15 protein-coding genes are annotated in these 16,897 nt (G+C 58.3%); 7 read left to right on the top strand and 8 right to left on the bottom strand.

Annotation, left to right across the window (positions count from 1 at the left end):
* Nucleotides 1–23 precede the first annotated feature (23 nt).
* Both ACU5AZ_RS15090 and ACU5AZ_RS15085 read left to right on the top strand, forming a co-directional pair.
* Entirely contained in the window at nt 24–809 is a 786-nt protein-coding gene (locus ACU5AZ_RS15090) for a GntR family transcriptional regulator (RefSeq protein ID WP_446823159.1), read from the top strand.
* A 161-nt stretch (nt 810–970) separates the two neighbouring features.
* On the top strand, nt 971–1,636 hold the full coding sequence (locus ACU5AZ_RS15085; RefSeq protein WP_446823158.1) for a glutathione S-transferase family protein: 666 nt from the start codon (nt 971–973) through the stop codon (nt 1,634–1,636).
* A 92-nt stretch (nt 1,637–1,728) separates the two neighbouring features.
* Here the strand turns inward: ACU5AZ_RS15085 and ACU5AZ_RS15080 are convergent, their stop codons facing one another.
* From ACU5AZ_RS15080 to rraA, 3 genes are all read right to left on the bottom strand, one after another.
* On the bottom strand, nt 1,729–2,523 hold the full coding sequence (locus ACU5AZ_RS15080) for a helix-turn-helix domain-containing protein (protein WP_446823157.1): 795 nt from the start codon (nt 2,521–2,523) through the stop codon (nt 1,729–1,731).
* Between the two features lie 243 nt (nt 2,524–2,766).
* On the bottom strand, nt 2,767–4,392 hold the full coding sequence (locus ACU5AZ_RS15075; RefSeq protein WP_446823156.1) for an FAD-dependent monooxygenase: 1,626 nt from the start codon (nt 4,390–4,392) through the stop codon (nt 2,767–2,769).
* Nucleotides 4,393–4,484: 92 nt separating this feature from the next.
* Nucleotides 4,485–5,087 carry a ribonuclease E activity regulator RraA gene (gene rraA / locus ACU5AZ_RS15070; protein ID WP_446823155.1) on the bottom strand — a complete coding sequence of 201 codons (603 nt, stop codon included), beginning with the start codon at nt 5,085–5,087 and terminating at the stop codon, nt 4,485–4,487.
* A 305-nt stretch (nt 5,088–5,392) separates the two neighbouring features.
* Between rraA and ACU5AZ_RS15065 the strand changes: the two genes are divergently transcribed.
* Nucleotides 5,393–6,259: a VOC family protein gene (locus ACU5AZ_RS15065; protein WP_446823154.1), complete on the top strand. Its 867-nt coding sequence runs from the start codon at nt 5,393–5,395 to the stop codon at nt 6,257–6,259.
* Nucleotides 6,260–6,315: 56 nt separating this feature from the next.
* Here the strand turns inward: ACU5AZ_RS15065 and ACU5AZ_RS15060 are convergent, their stop codons facing one another.
* The 5 genes from ACU5AZ_RS15060 to ACU5AZ_RS15040 form a co-directional block, all read right to left on the bottom strand.
* Nucleotides 6,316–7,080, bottom strand: a complete 765-nt coding sequence (locus tag ACU5AZ_RS15060) for an IclR family transcriptional regulator (RefSeq protein WP_446823153.1) — start codon at nt 7,078–7,080, stop codon at nt 6,316–6,318.
* Nucleotides 7,081–7,310: 230 nt separating this feature from the next.
* Nucleotides 7,311–8,306 (bottom strand): zinc-binding dehydrogenase, encoded by a 996-nt coding sequence (locus ACU5AZ_RS15055; protein ID WP_446823152.1) that lies wholly within the window; start codon nt 8,304–8,306, stop codon nt 7,311–7,313.
* Nucleotides 8,293–10,032 carry an FAD-dependent monooxygenase gene (locus tag ACU5AZ_RS15050; RefSeq protein WP_446823151.1) on the bottom strand — a complete coding sequence of 580 codons (1,740 nt, stop codon included), beginning with the start codon at nt 10,030–10,032 and terminating at the stop codon, nt 8,293–8,295. Before ACU5AZ_RS15050 ends, ACU5AZ_RS15055 begins: the two co-directional genes overlap by 14 nt.
* Before the next feature lie 34 nt (nt 10,033–10,066).
* Nucleotides 10,067–10,909: a fumarylacetoacetate hydrolase family protein gene (locus tag ACU5AZ_RS15045; protein WP_446823150.1), complete on the bottom strand. Its 843-nt coding sequence runs from the start codon at nt 10,907–10,909 to the stop codon at nt 10,067–10,069.
* 42 nt (nt 10,910–10,951) lie between these two features.
* Nucleotides 10,952–11,932 (bottom strand): VOC family protein, encoded by a 981-nt coding sequence (locus ACU5AZ_RS15040; RefSeq protein WP_446823149.1) that lies wholly within the window; start codon nt 11,930–11,932, stop codon nt 10,952–10,954.
* A 322-nt stretch (nt 11,933–12,254) separates the two neighbouring features.
* Here ACU5AZ_RS15040 and ACU5AZ_RS15035 point away from each other — a divergent pair, with 322 nt between their 5' ends.
* The 4 genes from ACU5AZ_RS15035 (at nt 12,255) to ACU5AZ_RS15020 (ending at nt 16,817) form a co-directional block, all read left to right on the top strand.
* Nucleotides 12,255–13,187: a DMT family transporter gene (locus tag ACU5AZ_RS15035; RefSeq protein WP_446823148.1), complete on the top strand. Its 933-nt coding sequence runs from the start codon at nt 12,255–12,257 to the stop codon at nt 13,185–13,187.
* Nucleotides 13,188–13,356: 169 nt separating this feature from the next.
* The gene (locus ACU5AZ_RS15030; protein ID WP_446823147.1) at nt 13,357–14,406 is read left to right on the top strand and encodes a sensor histidine kinase; all 1,050 of its coding nucleotides are present in this window, start codon (nt 13,357–13,359) and stop codon (nt 14,404–14,406) included.
* Entirely contained in the window at nt 14,400–15,146 is a 747-nt protein-coding gene (locus ACU5AZ_RS15025; RefSeq protein ID WP_446823146.1) for a LytR/AlgR family response regulator transcription factor, read from the top strand. Before ACU5AZ_RS15030 ends, ACU5AZ_RS15025 begins: the two co-directional genes overlap by 7 nt.
* A 753-nt stretch (nt 15,147–15,899) precedes the next feature.
* Complete coding sequence (locus ACU5AZ_RS15020) at nt 15,900–16,817, top strand: helix-turn-helix domain-containing protein (protein WP_446823145.1); 918 nt, start codon at nt 15,900–15,902, stop codon at nt 16,815–16,817.
* Nucleotides 16,818–16,897: the final 80 nt, after the last annotated feature.

The raw sequence follows: 16,897 nt of genomic DNA, 5'->3' as shown, positions 1-16,897 counted from the left end.
TCTGAAGCGCTGGAGAGTGATAGGTGGCACATTCGAACGGAGAGTCGCAGAGCAAACTCCAGATGCGGGCTGGAACGCTCACCAACACCGAAATCGTGGCGCAGAAGCTCCGCGAAATGATACTGGGTGGAGAACTGCCGGCAGGCAAACGCGTGCAAGAGCGGGACATTGCCGAGACGTTCGGCGTTTCTCGTACGCCGGTTCGCGTCGCTCTGGGCATGCTGGAGGCCGACGGCCTTGTTGAAGGGCACCCGAACAGAGGCTTCACCGTCTGCGAATTTACGGTTGACGATATCCTGTCCGCATATGACGTACGCAGCGCCCTCGAAGGTCTCGCCATCCGCACTGCAATGGAGGAGGGGCATCTGAACGGGAGGGCCCTGGAAGTCTTCGAAGAGTGCATTGCCGAGTGCGATGACCTGTTGTCAGGTGCGGGAACGTCGGCCGAGAAGCTGTCGCGATGGACACGTGCGAATGAGAAGTTCCACCTCAACATCATCCAGGCAGCCAATCGCTCCACGCTCAACAAGGTCTATGCGAACCTCAGCCGTATGCCTCTCGTTTCACCGTCTACCTTTCTTTTCACGTTGAAGAAGGATGAGGACGGGTTGGCCCGCATGGAAGAGGCGCACGGAGAGCACAAAGCGATCTTCGGAGCGGTTCGAAGAGGACAATCGTCGCGCGCGGAAAACCTCGTCGTGGAACATGGCCACACGGTCAGGGAACGCCTGCGGGAGATATTCGAGTGCGATCTCCAGGTGCGCGAAATGTTACCGCCGGCGGCCAATGTCCGTACTCTCAGGCGGTGAACCGGGCATCTTCGCCCGCGTCTGAAGGCCACCGGGAACACGGCACACTTTGCCGAACAACCAACCAGGACCGGGCCAGATTCAAAACGAACGGAATGTCCGAAAGGATGTCCGCCGATCTCGTCGCCCTCGCGATATTTACACCGCCATAGGAGGAACACATGAGCGAAACCGTCATATATGCCTATCCGGGCGCCTGCTCACGGGTGACGTTGTCAGCACTCGAAGAGGCCGGCGCTCCGTATGTCGACCAATGGGTCGACATTCGCGGAAACCAGCAATACAGCCCCGAATATATTGCACAGAACCGGAAGGCGAAGGTCCCCACGCTCTCGGTTGACGGCAAGATACTGACCGAAAATCCGGCCATTCTGTCTTACCTGCACCAGATTTACCCCGATGCCGGCTTACTACCCCGTAGTGGCGATCCGTATGATGATGCCCGGGGGCTGAGCGACCTTGTCTGGTGCAGCAGCATGCTGCATCCCATGGTACGCCAAATCAGGAATCCCCAGAAATGGAGAAAGGGCGACGTCAGCGGGATTGCGGAGGACGGACTGGAGAAGCTGAACAAGGAAGCCAAGTTCGCCGAAGAAACGCTGTCGATTTCTACATGGTGGTACGGCGAGCATTGGTCGATTGTTGATGTCTACGTGTACTGGGTGTTCAGCACAGCGGCGAAGGGCGCATTTAACCTGGAAGATTATCCCTCTCTCACAGCCCATGCCGAACGGGTTCGCGCACGCCCTTCATTCCAGCGGGCGCTGGCGCGAGAGCAGGCGGCGGTTGCGAAACACAAGCTGAATATGGACGCATCAAAACTCTGACGCATCCAGGCGCTGGATCCCGTTGATGCGGACCAGCGCCATGCCCCCAATTTCGCTTCAGAAAAACACTTTCAAGTCTGCGGTACGGGAAATCAATCGTTCGCCTGTTCGATTTCGATGTCCAGCTTTTCGACCTGACTGGCGATGCTGCCGGCGGTTTGAACGAGCAGATCACGATAGTTTGCCACGGCCGTTTCGAAGCTCAGCGCCGACTTGATCCAGACCATCGTCAAGCATGCAATTACGCGCTTCTTGAAAACGACCGGAGCCGAAATGCTCATGGTTTCACGTCGAAAGCCCTCACGACGAAATCCGACGCCCAACTCCCTGCATTGCCCCAGTATCCTTTCCAATGGACCATCCATGGTCACGAAAGGCGGTTCTACGCCGAGCTCGACGCTCAGGGCGGCCAGGACGTGTTCCCGCTCATCATCGGGAGAAAAGGCCAGATAGGCTCGCCCGCTTGATGAATTGAGAATGGGCAGACCCAAACCGACCATCCCATGATCGAGAGAATACGGACTGAGATTATGTGTGGATTCCCGGATCTCCATGACCGAATTGCGGAATGTAACCAGATCAAGTGGCCAGAGAACCTGACGACCCAGCCGCACCATTTCGGGAACAGCCGTTTGAATGACCCAATCTTCATCGCGAAAGCCGGAACTGAGCGACTTCGCATGAACGGCAACGCGCCAGCTGTCACTGGTCTGGTCTCTTACGATCAAACGCATCTGCTCCAGAGTTTCCAGCAGCCGGTAGACGGAGGACCGGGGGATCTTCGCAATGGCCGCGATCTGTGCAGCCTTCAGACCGTTCTTCTGGTTTATGATCTGTAGTATTTCGATACCGCGCTGCAGCGATCGCACGTAATTGTCTTGCGTCATGTTAGCTACAGACCCGCGCGTTCCGGAGAAAGTCCGCCTTCAGGCAAAATATCGCATGCGGCATGGCAACGGTAAAGTTTGGGCGCATCGATACATCGATCATGACCGTATTGCGGGGACAGCGCGATGGCATGCCGCCGAAGGCGGCCTCCGGGCAACCGGTCGGCAAAAGACGCGCCTGAACCCGACAAGGCCCGTGATCGCCTCGATCTGCGGCGGACGCCCGCAGCACCATCACACCACTCATGGTCCATCCGCACTCTGCCGGCCCGCAACCGTGCTCCACAATTGCGTTGATGATTGGGGAAGCTGGTCACCACGCCAGCAGACATGGCCATCCGGCCGCACGAGCACCAGCGGTTTCTCATAAAGCACACCGATTTGCTCTTCTTCGATCAGATGCATTTCGGCAGGTATGCCCATGCGTTCGGCCTCGGCAAGGAACGCATCGGTTCCTGCTGTTTTGCCGAAAGCCAGAAGGACATACCCCTTGCCAAACAGATCCAGCGTTGAACGGCCAGCATGCATCCAGGCATGCGGCGCCCGGCCGCCGGGATATGTTGACGGGCGATAAAGCATGTGATCGTCCGGCGGCTCCAGACTGTGATCCGGAATGCAGATCGGCGATTGACGATAGCGATGTCCCAGTTGAATTCCGGCCGTTGTAAACTCCCGGTAACGCAGGGCGAACAGGAGGTCCCTCATCCGCTGGCGCGCTTCCTCTCCCTTCTTGTCATCGTCCTCCAAGTGCGGCTCCGGAACGATCATGCCGTCGAACACCCGGTTATTTGCCGCTTCGTTGGTATTGCGTGTTGCTATCGGTCTGCGTTCGATTTCGTAGCTGTCGAGCAAAGCCTCTCCACCCCAGCCTTGCAATCGCGCGGCAAGTTTCCAACCGAGATCTACCGCATCACCGATACCAGTATTGGCGCCGAATCCACCCTTTGGCCAACGGAGATGATTTGAATCGCCAAGCAGAAACGCACGGTTGTCCCTATAGCGCTCTGCGACGACGCGGTGACCTGTCCACGGCTGCGCCTGCATCACCTCGAACGCGAGTCCCTGGCCGATGGCCGCTGCGACCACTTCTTTCGGGTCAAAATCCCGTTTTTCTTCCGTGTACATGGAGAAACGCCATTCGTCACGGCCGTCGACTGCCGTGAGATAGGCACGATTGTCATGGCAAACCGTATGTACTTGTGCCATGTCCTGCCCGAACAGGCTTTTGAGCTTATCTCCGAGGCCGGGGCAGCGGAAGTATACCGCAAAATTGAACCCCTCGCCGAAGTTTCCAATGTAATTGATGCCCAGTTGTTTGCGAACGGTGCTGCGCGCGCCGTCGCATGCCCCGAGATATCGGCTGCGTATCCGAAACGTTTCTCCGGTCTTCAGACGTTCAACCGTGGACGTCACATATTCGGAATCCTGTTCGAACGAAATCAGCCTATGACCGTATCGCAGATCGCCGCCGTTCTCCTCCGCGGCCTGCCGCAATGCAGAATCGAACCCTTTTTTGGGATAGAACAATCCGCCTTCCGGCGAATACGGATCCTTCACGGGCGCTTGTGCATTGGACACGCCCGGAAACAGTGCCAACGGCCAGCCGTCTACGGTGGTGCAGAATCCCATGTTCCGCGGATAGTCGGGCGATATCGCGTCACCGAAGCGCACCCGCTCGGCGATGCCCCAGCGGCGCAGATGTTCCATCGTGCGCGAAAAGATATTTTCGCCTGCCGGGAAGAAGATCTTGCCCTCCCCCTCGTCGACAAGGACATAGTCGATATCGTGATAGCCAAGCTCGTTTGCAAATGACAACCCTACCGGGCCTGCTCCGACGATCAGCACGTCGGTCTCAATAACTTCTGTCATGTTCCTACCCATCGTCATGTGGCATGCATGTCGTCGCTTCACGTATGCCGGTTTTGGTCAGCATATCGCGGCGACCCGATTTTCCCGGACGATCAGGACGCGCCTTCAAGTCCGGTCGTCCCGGTTTCCCTCCCGTTGTCTTCAGATATCAAAGCGCCCTTGACGGAGGCCAACTCCAACTCCGATCTGCTGACCAAGACCGCGTCCCGATCGGCATAGATCCAGTCGCCGCGATTGATGGTGACGCCACCGAAACGCAGTTGTTCTCCAAGCTTGCCCGAGGTCGCATGCCATCCCCGCCTTGCGGTCGTGCCAAGCGCCTTCACGCCAAACTCCATGGCATCGATTGCCAAGCTGTCGCGAACCGCCCCATTGATGACAACACCGGCCCAGCCGTTAAGTCTGGCGATGTCCGCAAGACGATCCCCCATCAAGCCGGTCGTCAGTGACCCCTCGCCGTCCACGACAAGGACACGTCCGTTGCCGGCAGTAGAAACCGCAGCGAGAACCGGCGAGTGATCCTCGAACGTCGAAACCGTCTCCGCCGGCCCGAAGAAAGACCTCCATTTTCCAAGGCTTCTGAACTGCAGAAAACAGACGTCCACCTCGGCATGGAAGGTATCGTAAATATCGGCGCAAGAGATCGGCGATATGAAGCTTGATGCGTGAAGGTCACGCCCGGTCGGCTCTGTCATCAAATCAGCCCCTCTTCGTAATGGCGGCTGGATGCTTTGACGATCGGTCGTCTGCTGCAACGAAACAACGCAACATCGTCGCGGTCGATTGCCCCGCGACATGCCGATGTCTGCGCCAGACATTTCCCTTTGGAATCTTCCAACTTCTGCTCCTCCTGCTTGCCGGATTGCGATGCTTGCCCCCTCAATCCCGATCCTCATCAAAAATGCGCGGATCGGGAGATTGCTTTTTTGCAATTCTATTTCGTTGCAGTATTCTCTTTTTTAGATAATATTGCAACGTGAAAACTTGGAGGAGAATGCAAATGTCCGATACCGTCGCCCAAGCTGGCGCCTACCTTCACCACGTTGCCTTCGAAAGCGCCAACCCGGAGAGGCTTGCGGCATTTTACGGCAGCGCCATGCAGATGGAGGTGGAACAGATCTCCGATACGGAATGGCGGTGCGAAGGACCGGCCCGCCGCATGATCGTCTTGAAGGGGGAAGACCGGAAGCTCGGGTTTTCCGGACTTGCGGTGCGAGACGCCGACGGTCTGGAAATGATCCGCGAGCGGGCACGGTCGCAGGGCGTTGAAATGTTCGAAAGCCCGTCGCCCTATTTCAGGGACGGCGCGTTCGCCGTGCGCGATTACGACGGCAATGTGGTTGTGTTCGGACTATCGAAAGCCGCTTATGTGAAAGCAATGGGCTGGCCCCGGGCAAACAGCGGAAAACCTATCTGGGGCCCGGTTCAGCACATGACCTATCGAACGCAGAATATCACCGGATTCTATGAATTCTATCACGAGAAACTCGGGTTCCGTATGGTTGACCGCGTGGTGCGCGAGGACGGATCGATCGCTACGATTTTCGTGACGTCCAATCACGAGCACCACACCATTGCCGCGTTTGATGGCGACCGCACGGGCATGGATCACCATTCCTATGAAGCCGGGGAATGGAATTATCTTCGCGACTGGTGCGAGCATTTCGCCAGCAAGAATATTCAGTTGATATGGGGCCCAGGTCGGCATGGACCTGGTCATAATCTCTTTGCTTTTGTCGCCGATCCGGACGGCAACTGGATCGAAATTTCGGCTGAGCTTGAAGTCATTCACGACCGCCCGTGCGAAGACTGGCCGCACGAGGCGCGGTCCCTCAACACATGGGGCAAGGCCATTCTGCGATCATAGGACGCTTACGTCTGCTTCAGGGGTGCGGGTGCTCGACACTGCGTGCCCCTGAAGTCTTATCCGGCTTCAGGCGCCTTATGCCATGCCGCCAGAAACGACCTTATGCTTTCAACCGTCTGCGCAAGCAGAGCAATCACTCCGCCAAGTTCTTCCTCGGTGACATCATCAGTTCTCACAACGAGACTGAGCGAAGCCTCGAGCCCGAGTTGCCGGTCGAAAAGCGGAACGGCAATGCCCATTGCACCCGGATCGACCTCGCCATGCGATATCCAGTATCCCTGCTTTCTCGTTGTAAAAACATCCTCCAGAAATCGGCTCAATGATTGCCCCGTCAACTCGGTTTCACGCTGGAGGAAGCGCTTCAGACGGCGTGATTCGATAACGGACAGGATGGCGCGCGATGTCGCGCTTTTCGTCAAAGGCATGGGCAGCCCTCTTTCGAAGCTGCTGGTCAACTGCATGCCTGCGCTATGCGCATCGGCGACGCACATGACCTTGTTTCCATAAAGCCGTGCCAGAATCGCCGTGCACTCAAACCCTGCCTTCTCGACAAGGTCTGCGAGAAACACATCACCCGCGCGCAACAGGGGATCAGTTCGCCTCAAACGGCGTTCGAACTCCAAAAACGCCGGACCCAGTCGATATTGGGCGTCGAGGGTGGCCTCAAGAAAGCCAAGCGCCACGAGTTCCCGGACCCATTTGTATAAAGTGCTGCTGGCGATATCGAGCTGGCTCGCCAAATCGGCCACGGTCCAGGCCGGCTTGTCTTCCGTAAACTGATCGAGCATCCTTGTGTAGCGTGATCCGCCCTTGGTGGCCATTCTCGAACTGCTCTCCGGGTGCATAAGCGCAAGGCTTTGCCAATGCCATGTTTCGCGTTTTCAAGTCCGCGGTCACCCCCTATTAGTCGAAAATCAGCCGTGATGCCAAGGCAAGTGACCCACCCGGATGCCAGTTCGGCAGCGTACTGAAATTGAGCGGAAAACGTTCCGCGACGCATTGCAACTGGACAAGCCTACCTTTCGCTGCCCGAAGACCGCTTGCTGGCCATTCAATCGTGGCGGACTTCAAGGATTATCTTACCGATATGGCTGTTGTTTTCCATCATGCGATGCGCATCGGCCGCTTTGGTGAAGTCGAACTTGCCGTCGATCTGAGGCCGCACCTCGCGTCCGAAAAGCGGCCAGACATCCTTGCGGATCATATTGGCGACGGCAATCTTGCGCGCCATCGGCAGCGGGCGCAGCAGCGAACCGGTGATGCGAATGCGCTTGGCCATGATCTCCCGCAATGGAATGCTGAGATCGGCTCCGCCACCGCCGGACAGATGCGCCATTATACCATCCGGGGCCATCATCTTCAGATCCTGAACTATATGCGCGCCGGCGGAAACATCCAGGAGTGCGGATATGCCCATGTCGCCGGTGGCCGCCAGAACCTTGTCCGCAAGCTCTGGGTCATCGTAACGAAAGGCGGCTCTGGCACCGAAATTCAGAGCTGCCGACACTTTCTTGTCGCTGCCGCAGGTTGCCAGAACATTATACCCCAGGGCCGACATTGCCTGCAGTGCGATGTGACCAACACCGCTTGTGCCGCCGTGAAACAACGCAAACTGATCTTTCTCAAGCGCCATCAGATTGAAGAAGTTCCACCATGTCGTGAACACGGCTTCCGGAATGCCAGCGGCCTCGGCATCGGACAGCGAAACAGGGGCCGGCATCACCAGGCCGGCATTTGCGACGACATACTGGCCATATCCGCCACCCTGGACAAGTGCCATGACACGCTCGCCTTTGGCGACGCCGCCCACGCCTTCGCCTACGGCAACGACGGTGCCGCAAACCTCGAGCCCGGGAACAGCCTGGCCATCGCTGTGCTTTCCCGCCGCACGCTGATGCACATCATGCCGGTTCACGCCTGCCGCCGAAACCCGGATCAGCACCTCGCCGGGGCCGGGATTTTGAACAGGCACCCGCTCGGCGACGAGGACTTCGGGACCACCAGCTCCTTTGATGATGACTGCTGTCTGGTATTCAGGATGCGGCATTCAACACGGTCTTTCTCGCAACGATTTCGTCTCCAGACTTGGAATTCTGGCCAATCGACCTGCGAAGCGCGGCAATCAGGGCCTCCGTATCGCCGCCTTGGGAACAACGCCACGCCACATGACCGTCGGGACGAATGAGAACCGCCCCCTCATCCGAGACGCCATACAGTTCTTTCCAGGCGTCCAGGTCGAGTTCAACATCGAGGTCGTTTCCAAGCTGATAGGCATTGACCTTGGGCAGTGTCTTGCCGTCCACGTCTTCGAGCGCCGCCTTCCAGGCTTGCCCCTTCGGGCCCGCGAGAAGTGTGAAGGAGCCGAGGTCGAAAAGGTCGATGATCGAAATGTCCCGGCCGTCGAAATGTGCCGGAATATGCGGAGCGCGGTGACCCGGACGCGCCGTTGGCGTGTAGGTCTCAACCTCGACAGGCGGCGCGGGCGTTCCATCTCCAGTGACGAGGCTGGACTCATAGCGAAAGCCGAAAGTCTGGCCCGGATAGTCGAAATGCGCGCGCTGTTCCGGAATGCCCTCGGCAAGCTTCGCCCGGTTTGCCGCACCCGCGGGTCCCTCAAGTTTGGACAGGAGCTTGTTGTCATTGAACAGCATTCCCGACAGGCCCTTCTTTTCCATGGCCCGGGCATTGCGCGCGCTCTGCTCGACATTGAATTTGGCGACCGGTCGGCGCTCCGTGTCATAGGTCTCCAGCAAACTTTCAGGCGCCAACCCCTTGAGCACGAGAGCCAGTTTCCATGCCAGGTTATGAACATCGGCAACGCCGGTGTTTACCCCCTGACCGCCGGTCGGTGGCAGCGGGTGCGCGGCATCGCCGGCGAAGAAGACCCGCCCCGACGACATGGCGTCGACAATACGGGCCTGCATTCGCCACGGCATGATATTCTTGATCTCGATTTCGATATCGTCTGTGCCGATGACCGCATGGAGGATGTCCAGGCAGCGCTCTTCGGAAAAGTCATGCCGCGTCTCGTTATCCGCATAGCCGAAATTGTAGGTCCAGCGATGGCGACCATCCAGAGAAATGAGGACGCCTGACGTCTTGGAATTGTATATCCAATTGAGCAGGTAAGGCCGGTCTTTCACATATTCCCAAAGATCGGCGTGGAAATAGATCCCGATTTGCTGACCCATCGATTCGCCGCTTATGCCGACACCGACGGCATCGCGCGCTTCACTGCGCGTACCGTCCGCGGCAATCACGTATTTTGCCTGCGTGCTGCCGGACCTGCCGCCGGCGTCCTCCCATCTCAGCGTGACGGCTTCATCCTGCTGTTCGATGCCGATGACATTGCAGCCGAAGTTCAGCGATACGCATTCGAAGCCTTCCGCATGCTTCCGGATCACCGGCTCCAGCCTGTCCTGCGGGCAGGAGCGCTTCAGCATGGGACTCTGAGAGCGCTCGACGCGGGCCCATTCAGGATCGCTACGCGTCTTGATCGCGCCGATCTCATCGCCAAGAAGGCTGGTGACAAACCCGATGCCGGCGTGTCGTTCAAGTGGAAGAGCCTCTGCGTCGACACCATCGGCCATACCCATCATTCGGAAAATTTCCATGGTCCGGGTGTTCACCACGTGACCCTTTGGATGAAAGGCCGTTGTCTGGTTGCGCTCGAACAAAACACAATTGATGCCAAGTCGGCCCAGCAGGCTTGCTGCAGTCAGGCCGACGGGGCCGCCACCTATCACGGCGACTTCTGCGCGCGTCGGTATCATCGTTGTCCTCCCAGCTTCCTGGCGATTGTTCTGGTTATTCGTCGGCAATGACGTTTCGGAGCGTTCCGATACCGGAAATCTCGACCTCGACCTGATCGCCCGCTTTCATGAACACCTTTGGGTCCCTGAAGAATCCGACCCCGCTCGGTGTCCCCGTTGCGATAATGTCGCCCGGCAACAACTCCGTGATCGTGGAAAGATAGGCGAGCAGATCCGGCACCTTGAATGCCAGGTCGCCAACTGAGGTCTGCTGCATGACTTCACCGTTGAGCCGCGTGACCAGAGTTTGCTTGTCGACGTCACCCAACTCGTCGGCCGTGACGATCCACGGTCCCATGGAGCCCGACCGGTCAAAGTTCTTGCCCCCCCAGAACTGGGTCGTATGCCGTTGATAGTCGCGGATGGATCCATCGTTGAAGCAGGTGTATCCGGCCACGTGATCGAAGGCCTTGTCCTTCTCAATGGCGCGTCCGGCCTTGCCGATGACAACCGCAAGCTCGCCCTCGTAGTCAAACATGCCCGAAGCCTTTGGCCGGATCATGGGCTGGTCATGTCCGACCAGTGTCGAAGGATAGCGGGTAAAAATCGATGGATACTCAGGCCTGTCCCGGCCGGTCTCCTTGATGTGGCCCAGATAATTGAGCCCGATGCAAATGATCTTGTCCGGGTTCGGAATAGTCGGGACCAGCTTGACACTGCTGAGGGCCAAGCTTTCACCATCGGCAGAGGTCAGCTCCTGAAGATCATTTGCCCCGATCAGCGCCTTCAGATCGGGATGTTTTCCACGCAGCGTGGCACCCGCGTCTCTGATCGTGTCGCCTTCGATCACCCCATAAGATGCAGTGCCGTCCGGTAAAATGAATGATGCAACTCGCAATGTCGTCTCCTCTTCGTTTTTTACTGATCTGAAATAAGCTTCCTATTCGGCACGCACGACGCTATCGAGCCATGCACAATTCGGTTTCGGATCGGGAGCGCGGAAACCATCACGGGCGGTCTTGTGCCGCATCTCGCGCATCCGAATTCTGACCGCATCGTCTTCGGGAAGATAAACGCGCTCATGCCCCCAGGTTGAAGGCCCTTCATGCGTTTCGAACGGCTTCCAGGTTTCGGGATCCACCACCTGAGCACCCCAGCCATATTCCACGAAGAACTTGGACGGCGTGTTGGTGTAGAAGCTCATCATATGGTCGTTTGAGTGACGGCCGAGCGTGTAGGCGATCCCCTCGTCACGCTGCTGGGCTATGTCGTAGCCTTGGCCCACATCGTCGAGCGACAGCAGTTCGACCATGAAATGATGGATGCCCTTGCGGCCGGAACCGACCATCGCAAAACTGTGATGGCGTCCATTCACGTGGAAAAAGTAGAGTGGGTAGGGCGTCAGTCCGTAATCGGTCACCTTGAACCCGAGTATGTCCCTGTAGAAATGCAGTATGCCCTCGACGTTAGCCACATGCAGTACGGCATGACCCATTCCGAGAGACCCTGTCTTGAAACCGCTGATCGGCCGTCCCGACAGGAAGGGATCGCTGGCAATCTCGGGTCCGCAGAATGCTTCCAGACGGTTGCCGTCCGGATCATGGAAGGAAATCAGCCGGGCAACGTGACGCTGGTCCGCCAGCGACGCTCCATGCAAGGTCACAGGGAACCCCGCATTCTCGAGCCTTGCCGCCAGAGCTTCAAGATCTTCGGATGAGGCGACTTCCCAACCCATGAAGGCGAGGTCCTCCTCGCCTTCGCCGGTCACGATCAGGCGCTGCTTGCGATCATCCATCCTGAACATCCGCATGGGACCGCCCTGATCCACCTTCTGCATGCCAAGCAGATCCGTCGCGAAGCCCTCCCAATCACCGAGCTTCTTGGAATTAATCCCCATATAGCCAAGTGAAATAATCGACATGCGTCCACTCCTCCCACCCGGCATTTACTGCAGCACTGCGGTAGCAAGCCGTGCATTTCAGGCAGAAGCCGGGACCTATTTCCTTCTCACATGAGGCACAGTACGGACGCCATCCGATTGAAATCCAGTTGAAATTCAAACTTGTCCGACTGCCGGACAATGAATAGCCCCGAGTTTCGTAGACACCCTCGAGTGCTCGTTCATCGACGCTTTTGCCGCTTGGTCGGATATCGATTGAGGTCGGCAACTCACGGCATTTATTCCAGCAGACATTTCAAAGTCTGGAGGAGCCATGCACCAGCAGCCGGGAAGGAGGGCCGCCGTGTCCGGGTCGTCTGTTGCACGGGGACTGCGCCCGGAAATTCTGGCGCTCCTGGCAGCCATGGCGAACGGCACGATCGGACCGTTCAGCCGTATAGCCTTCGAGGCAGGCGCCGGCCATGCCGAGATCGCCTTCTTCAAGTGTTTCGGCGCCTTCGTTATCGTCGCGTCGATCTGTCTTCCGTTTGCCAGGTACCGCCGGGGCCTGATCGAGCTCCGCCACAAGGCGCTTCCTCTCTGCGTGCTCTCGGCAACCGGGATTGCCGGCGTCTATTTTCTGGAGACCTGGGCCTATCGTTCGGTCTCGATCCCGCTGGTCTCGCTGCTGATCTATGCGGCCGGGGGCCTGGTGTTGCCGATCTCCGCTCTCTTCCTCGGCGAACGTTTCGGCATGCGCCAAGTCGTGATCTTTGCGTTGATACTTCTCGGAGCCGTCCTGCTCTATGCGGCCGCCGACCTGACCGCAAACGCTCTGTCCGGTGTGCTGCTGGCGCTACTCGGCGGGCTTGCCTATGCCGTCTTCATCGTCGGCGCCAAGGCCTGGAAGGTCGGCAGCGGCCTCGCCCAACTCGTCTGGATGTTCGGCTTCTCCAGCCTCATTCTCTTCGTACCTTGGTGGATCGAGGGAGCCGCGCTGCCTGGCCCGGTCGCGACCCTGGCAATTCTAGGGCAGATCCTCGTCCCGGCGATTGGCGGATATTGGCTGACGATGGCGGCCGTGCACAAGGGAAGCAGCACCAGCTCGGTTCAGGTCATCGAGACCAGCGAGCCGGCTTTCGCCTGCCTCTATGCCTTCCTGATGTTCGGTGACCGGCTCACCTCGCTTGGCATTCTTGGCGCTGCACTTGTCCTACTGGGGCTCATACTGTCGGTTGTCAGACGCAAACAAGCCATCGCAACAGCACCATCGCTGGTCTCCGAAGGCTCCTGGTGAGGCAATTGGCAAGCCGGGATGAAACAACACGCGGGACAATGCGGTCGGCCCTTCCGCCGAAGACAACTCGCCATCGAGGCGAGATCGCGCGCACACCGCGCGATTGGCGGCGGCATGACGACATGCTAGCGATGTCCTCACCCAGAGCGGACCATCGCAGGAGCACAGCGTGAGCGAAGCATCAGACGACCTGGCGACAGCCAAGCGAACCTACTCCCGTGTCGCCTTGTACCTGTTCATTTGTCTGCTTGGCCTGATGATCAGGCTTCCTCTCTATGCCGACAAGACACAAGGGGCGATCTTCTCGATCGGCATAGACACACTGCTCTTCATGAGCTTCCTGCCTTTCGGCCGCTTTATCGAACGGTCACGATGGTCGCGCATAACCTTGGCCAATGGCACAGCTCTGGTGCTCGTATCGATGGCGATGGGACTTGGCGTGAGCCTGTGCTCGATAGCCATCGTCCATGTCGAACCAGTTTTCAGGAACAAGTTTCACGACCATCCATTCGCCGCCTATCCCTATTTCGTTCTCCTCTACATCCTTCTCGGCCTTGCCGCATTCTGGGAGAAGAACTGGCAGACGGCGGTCAGTTCTACCCGCAGGGCGGCACAGGCGGAGCAACGGCTGATGGAAGCCGAGCTGAAGCGTCTGCGCAGCCAGATCGATCCCCATTTCATGTTCAACACGCTGAACATGGCGCTGATAGAGATCAACAAGCACCCGAAGCGCGCCGCCTCACTGATCGGCGAACTCAGCGCCTATCTGCGCCATTCCCTGGACAGGGCTCACATCGCCTTCGTGCCTCTTTCGGCCGAACTGGCCATGGTCCGCTCGTATCTGCGCATCCAGTCCATGCGGTTCGGGGCGCGGCTTGTCTGTCAGATGGATGTCGCCACGCCGGCACGCAAAATGATGGTCCCGGCATTCCTGCTCCAGCCACTCGTTGAGAATGCGATCAAATATGGCATTCCGGACGACAATCAGGTGCAGAGGATTGCCATCAGCATCAATCGGGACGGCGACAGCCTGCTGATCACCATCCGCAACCGCGCCGACTTGCGCATGGTCCCGGAGAGCGACAAGGGGCCGGGCATCGGATTGGCAAACCTCAGAGCCCGCCTCGACATCCATTACCCGCGAAAGAACGAGGTGAGTCTTCGCCAGGAAGACGAAGAAGTGGTCGTTGTCGTTCGGATTGAGGGTGAGCCATGCTGAAGGTTGTCGCCGTCGATGACGAGCCGAGCGCGCTCTCCGACATTGCCGATCGTATTCGTGGCGACGAGCGGTTGCGGCTGGTCGGAACGGCGCTAAGCGCCGTCGAGGCCCTTGAGATCATCGCCCTGCGTAAGCCCCAGGCATTGTTTCTTGACGTGCAGATGGCCGGGATGAGCGGCCTGGAACTGGCCGAGGCGGTCAAGGATCTGAAGGTGGTGATCGTTTCCGCCTATTCCAGCCATGCGCTTGATGCCTTCGAGGTTGACGCGATCGATTATCTATTGAAACCGATCAATCAGTCGCGGTTCCAGGAGGCCGTCAATCGCCTCGTCAAGGCCGTCGACCTGGAGGCGGCCCTGATCAAGGCTCGCCCGTCCAGGGCGGACAGCGCCACCACGCTTGTGACGGCCGGACGGGACCGAAAATTAATTCCGGCGCAGGATATCATCGCCGTTCTCGCCGACGGTGACTACGCGCAGATCGTCCCCGCCAATGGCCGATCGATGCTGTCTGGCCTGTCGCTCAAGCAGATAGAAGCGAGCCTGCTCGATGAACCGTTTCTCAGGCTCGACCGCTCGACACTCATCAATTTAAGCCGACTGAAGTCCTTTCGCACCGTCGATCGGGTCAAGATGCGTCTGTTCTGCGATGGGCTCGACGGCTCGATGCTGATCGGTCGCAAGGCGGCAACCACCTTGCGTAACCATCTCGCCGCTGGCCTCAAGGGAAAAATACCATAACGAAGCCACTCGGAATCCAAGAACAATCTATAAACGCAAATCCTGCGAGACCATCTGCTTAGATTGCATCCCATTCGGATTGACCTGCCCCCTTCATGTCATCGCTTATAAATTAGCTCTGCTCGGACTGTGAGGTGCACCCCGGATTTGGGCCAGCGGGAGCTGGAATTTTCCGGGGTTAAGGCTCATTTCGGCGGGGATGCCGGCGAGCTGTCGGGGCGATGTCCTTAGAATGGCAAAAGCCCGCCGGAATTGGCCGCCGGGCTTAGATAAGTTGGTTGCGGGGGGGCCTGATTGCACCGAGACATGCATTACCAATACTCAGAGAGACTGGAAGCCCGGCCCTCCTGAGATGTAGCGACCACCATTGCTCGCCCATGTGCCTGGTATATGGGCTAAGATTTCCCCTGCACATCGCACGTGATTTCCAAGCGGAACTGCGCCGCCGGACCTCTGGACCGCCGCGGCCGTCTCCTCAGGTCGCCAAGGATTTGAGGACCTGGATAACTCTCATCACTATAAAATCTACCATGCAGAGACACCAATAACATGATGTTTTCACTCAAGTAAAATCATCCTATGACGGAGAGAGGCTGCCAGCCTTCGCTCTCGCGACACAAACACAGCCCGAACCGGCAAGCCACGTGGAATTGGAGAAGAGATGCTTGACCATCACAGTTGCAGCGGCCATGGGCAATTTCCTCCTGGTCATATTCCCGGCGCATATGGTCAAGTCCTTGGATACCGACCGGCATGAACCTGATCGAACCGCATCGTTTCACCCCCTATGAGCCGGGGCACACGACCTCGGTCACACTGCCCGGACTTCGCGACACCCATGTCGAGGTGCTGCGGATCAATCCGGAACTCGTGCTGGCACACAGCCATTTCTCCCCATCCATCCGGCATGACGACGACATCCGCCGCCCGGAGGATCAATTGATTCTCGCTTTCAACCTTTCGGGCCGGATGCTGCTGATCGATCCGCAGGCAGCAGCGCATGAGATCACCGGCGGACAGGGCTGGATCATCCGCTCCGGCGGCAGAAGATTACGGCGGATCGTCGAGCAGGGCGACGGTTGCTCGAACCTCGTCATCGCCCTGGCCATCTCCCGGATTTCGCCGGCGCTTGCCAGCGTTCTGGAACACTCACTGCCGCAAGCCGCTCCGTTTCGGCGCCTGCGCCTACCAGTGCCCGGCAAGACCACGCTCGAAACCCTGCTCGACGGGCGCACCGATCCGGCAGCGGTGCTGCGCAAGGAAGGGCAGTGCCTGGCCCTGATTGGCCATGCGCTGGAAGAACTCGCCGCCACGCCGAACCTCGGCAATGCAATGGGTGACAATACCCTGTTCGTTGCGCGTGTGACGGCATTTCTGTCCGAGCGCCTGGACCAGACGATTACGATGGCAGAGGTCGCGCGCGAAGCGGGCCTGAGCCATGTAACGCTCAATCAGGTCTTCCGGTCGGAAACCGGCATGACGGTCTTCGAACATCTACGAAACCTGCGGCTGGAAGCGGCCGAACGCCTGATCCGCCTCACGGACCGCAGCTTCACTGAGATCGCGGCAGAATGCGGCTTTTCCGATGCAAGCCATCTGTCGAACGCCTTTCGCAAACGCTATGGCGTCACTGCCAGTGATTGGCGACGTGTGGGCACGAGAAAATCCTGACCGCTTTCGTCATATTCAAGAGTAATTTCGTCAACTTCAAGATTCGCACGATCAGCCATGGCACGAACCTCCACGAAAAG

Source organism: Rhizobium sp. PAMB 3182, assembly GCF_052908355.1.
This window is presented reverse-complemented; position numbering and strand designations above follow the sequence as displayed.